This window comes from Mycobacterium sp. (genome assembly GCF_032159565.1).
In the GTDB taxonomy this organism is placed as follows: Bacteria; Actinomycetota; Actinomycetes; order Mycobacteriales; family Mycobacteriaceae; genus Mycobacterium.
This window is the reverse complement of the sequence record NZ_JAVHWR010000199.1, coordinates 1-3,742: the sequence shown is the minus strand read 5'-3', so window position 1 is coordinate 3,742 and position 3,742 is coordinate 1. Positions and strand designations below refer to the sequence as shown.

Sequence of the window (3,742 nt, the reverse complement as noted above, 5' to 3'; positions counted from 1 at the left end):
CAGCAACACAATCAATTTGATGTCGCGGGTGGGCTTTGTCCCGGCGGCGACCACGAGCGCGTCGTACTCAATGGACCTCGCGGTCAGCAAGGTTCGCTCGATGATGACGCTGCGCCGCCCGGATTTGAGCACCCCACCCAGCGGTGCGGTCACCAGCGGGGTGGCACCGAGGCGCTGGATCGATGCCATTAACTTGGCGACGCCGGCCAGGTCGGAGTCGGCGCCTGCGATGATGCCGATCTTGCGGCCGTCGATCGGTCCCGGAGTGTCGATGATTTGTGACAGCGCTGACGATTCGAAAACGTCTTTCGGCGGTTTACCTTTCGGTGCGGGCAGGCCGAGACCGATGGCCACCTGTGTGCACAAGTCGGCGTCAACGTTGGCCAGCACCACGAGCTCACGCTCCTTGATCGACTTCTCATAACATTTGCCGAGTTCGAAGGTGAACGCCTCGACGATGTGGGCCTGCTCGACGTAGGTCAGGCTGCGATAGAACATCGCCGCCTGGGTGAAGTGATCGTCGAAGGACGCCGGTTGCGCGCGTACTGTCGGCCCGTCGACCTGCCGCGGTGTCTGCACGTAGCCGCCGACAGCGGCGTCGGCGACGAGCGGCTCCCCGTCATCGATACTGTTCGGGCGGTACGGCTCGCCAGTCACGTGAAGGCGACCATGAAACACCTTCTGCCCCTTGAGTATTCGACCGTGACCATCCAGAACAAGGCGATGGACGACTTCCTGGCCGCACCGACCACATTCTCGATCCTGGAGTCGGCCCTTCGCGACGTGCACGCGATGCGCGAGGAGTATCCCGAAGCCGTCGTACTGGAGTGCGCGACCGCAGCTGCCCGCGCCGTCGGACAACAGGTGTCGCAAGAAGGTGAACATCCCCACCAACGCGCTGGCGATCGCGGCGCGGCTCGGCCGCGGCGTGATCCATCAGCTCAAGCCACACGATCCGGTCCATCACCAGCGTGCGCAGATCAACGTCGCGACGCAGGACGCGCGGTGCTTCGCGTTGGGCAACGTGGGCGGTGCCACTGTGACGACGGCCGACGGGCGGGGGTGGCCGACCGGCAGCGGACCGGGACAAAATGTTCGAGTTGCTGCTCGAGTCGACGAGACGTCAGGCGCAGCTGGCGCGTAAGTTCAACCCGCATGCGCAAGGCGCATCGCGCGGCGCTGCCGACGCTAACCAGCACGCATGCTGGAAGACCGCCTTGAATCTCGACGATGCACACAACGAGTTCCTGTCCCACGTCTGGCGGGCTGAGGGTGGTTGAGAACCCCACGCCCCGTCACCGAGGCCACCGTCGGTGTCGATCGCGGGGTAACAGCCGTGCGCCCTCGTGTTACGACTTCCACCGGTGGTGGCCACGAGATCCGAGGAACACATCGAGTGCTCGAGGCGAACGTTGCAGCGGGTACGCGCTCGGTCAGCCTTGTGCTAAGCGCGCGGCCCGATTTCGCATCTCGTGAAGGATCCCCGCGGCGAAGATGTCGATGCGCCATAGCGATTCGCGTCGCTGAACACTGCATGAGCCTCGTCGCCGATTCGCCGCAACGCCTCGTGCGCACCGGCGCCGAGCAGGCCGCGCTGGTCGAGTGCACACAGCAGGCCGACGCTCAAGGCTCGGTCAACACGGTCGGCGGCGCCGGCATCGGCGACACGGCGGCTGTGGATGACCGAACCGCCCCTGAAGTACCCAACGTAGCCACCCACGTCATCGGTCACCACTATGATCGCGGGGCCGCGCGCCATCATCCAGCGGACCGCATCAGCGTGTCGCTCGCCACGACGCAGTGCCACGAGGTCGCACTCACTCATCGTCACGATGTCGCTGGACCCGATCATGAACTCGATCGACGTTCGGTCTGACAACGACAGGCCATTGGCGGCGGCGCCGATGATCGGGTGATAGCTGACCGTCGCGGCAGTGCGGTCACGCCTGGCCAGCAACATCGCCGCTTCGGCGGCGTCGGGCCCGCGCAAGACGGCATGCGATGAGTGCACGTGCAAGTGGCTATGCCGACGATCCGGCCTCGTCGGGGATGCGGGCCGCAGGTCAGACGGCTCGCCGAAGTATGCCGCCGGAAGGTGCTGAGTCGACAGTGACGGAACGTCGACAACCGTCGCTCGGAGTCGTCGTAGCCGCCGGGAGACCCCGGCCCGGTGCCCGACGGTTCCCCGCGGAACCCGGTGGCCGGTTGTAACGACTGCTGAGCCCTCGTCGATCACAAAGATCTCACTTCTCATGACACTTCCCAACTTCGTTTCAACGGGTGTGATCCAGAGCACACCATCGGTCGATGCCCCTGACATCGACCCAACGGGTGATCCCAGGGGTGGGTTCGCCGCGGAGCTGTTGCGCACGTCCTCTCCACCGCAGTTGACTGGGGTGAGCCGCAGATCGGGCACGTGCTGGACTGGGCGGACCGCGAACGGTATTCAGATGCCCACGAGCGGCTCCCTAGCCCCGAGCAGCGGTAGGCGGGCACGGCCCGGGTTCGAACTGCGCAGCGAGACCGTAAGGTAACCGCCGTCACGTTTTGCGGGAACCGTAGCGCGTTTACCAAGTCGCAACGGCCGAGGAGGTGCGATGACGATGGTGATCGATGGCCACAACGATCTCGCCTGGGCGATGCGCCAGGAGTACGCGGCCGACCTGGATGCCGTCGACCTGACGGGGCGGGTGCCGAATCTCCACCCTGACCTGAAGCGACTGGAGGCCGGCGGCGTCACCGGCCAGTTCTGGTCGGTGTACGTGCCCCCGGACCTCTTCGCCGGGTCATCGGCCGTGACAGCCACGCTCGAGCAGATCGACTTTGTCCGGCGCCTGGTGGCTCGCTACCCCGACCGACTGACGTTGGCAACGACTGCCGATGAGGTCGAAGCCTCCGGCGCCCGCATCGCGTCGCTGTTGGGCATGGAGGGCGGCCACTGCATCGACGGATCGCTTGCCGTTCTGCGCATGATGCGCGCGTTGGGCGTGCGCTACCTGACCCTGACCCACAACAGGAACGTGCCATGGGCTGACTCAGCGACGGATGACCCAGTGCTGCAGGGGTTGTCGGAGTTCGGGGAGGACGTCGTACGCGAGATGAACCGGCTCGGAATGCTGGTCGATCTTTCGCACGTGTCCGCGGAGGTCATGCGGCATGCGCTTCGTGTGACGGCCGCCCCGGCGATCTTCAGTCACTCGTCGGCCCGTGCGGTCTGCGACCACCCCCGCAACGTTCCCGACGATGTCCTGGTGACGTTGGCGGAGAACGACGGCGTGTGCATGGTGACGTTCTTGCCCGCGTTCGTCTCGCCGGCGGTGACCCGCTGGCACGCGGAGGCGAAGGCGGAGGCTCGACGCCGTGGCTTCGAGAAGGGCGAGCCCGCCTACGACGCCTTGATGACGGACCTCGCCGAGAAGTCGCCGACCCCGGTCGCCACGTTGGCTGAGGTCGTGACACACATCGAGCACGTGCGTGAGGTCGCAGGCATCGACCACGTCGGCATCGGAGGCGACTACATGGGCGCCGAGGCAATGCCGGAAGGCCTCGAGGACGTGTCCGGGTATCCGAGGCTTTTCGCCGCGCTTGCCGACCGCAACTGGTCTGCGGCCGACCTGGCAAAGCTGGCAGGGCAGAACACCGTTCGCGTACTGCGGGCAGCTGAGGACGTCGCCGCCCCCGACGGCTGACGTCACGGCGTGAGTCGGCAAGGAGCGCCAGGAAGTTTGCTCGAATCGATCAC

3 protein-coding genes and 1 pseudogene are annotated in these 3,742 nt (G+C 65.8%); 2 read left to right on the top strand and 2 right to left on the bottom strand.

Annotated elements, in window-relative coordinates; translation table 11 throughout:
* A partial coding sequence (locus QOC76_RS27165) for a catalase-related domain-containing protein (RefSeq protein ID WP_526362343.1) occupies positions 1–579 on the bottom strand: 579 nt, incomplete at its 3' end.
* 66 nt (positions 580–645) lie between these two features.
* Between QOC76_RS27165 and QOC76_RS27160 the strand changes: the two are divergent.
* A pseudogene (locus tag QOC76_RS27160) lies at positions 646–1,221 on the top strand (glycosyltransferase family 2 protein); the annotation flags it as partial.
* 223 nt (positions 1,222–1,444) lie between these two features.
* On the opposite strand, the gene QOC76_RS27155 reads toward QOC76_RS27160, so the two are convergent.
* A complete protein-coding gene (locus QOC76_RS27155) occupies positions 1,445–2,011 on the bottom strand; it encodes a hypothetical protein (RefSeq protein ID WP_526362341.1) in 567 nt (188 codons plus the stop codon).
* A gap of 586 nt (positions 2,012–2,597) precedes the next feature.
* Here QOC76_RS27155 and QOC76_RS27150 point away from each other — a divergent pair.
* Complete coding sequence (locus tag QOC76_RS27150; RefSeq protein ID WP_526362339.1) at positions 2,598–3,689, top strand: dipeptidase; 1,092 nt, start codon at positions 2,598–2,600, stop codon at positions 3,687–3,689.
* The last annotated feature ends 53 nt before the right edge of the window (positions 3,690–3,742 follow it).

Coding starts and splice junctions, on each gene's coding strand:
- QOC76_RS27150 (WP_526362339.1), top strand. CDS start 2,598: ATGACGATGGTGATCGATGGCCACAACGATCTCGCCTGGGCGATGCGC.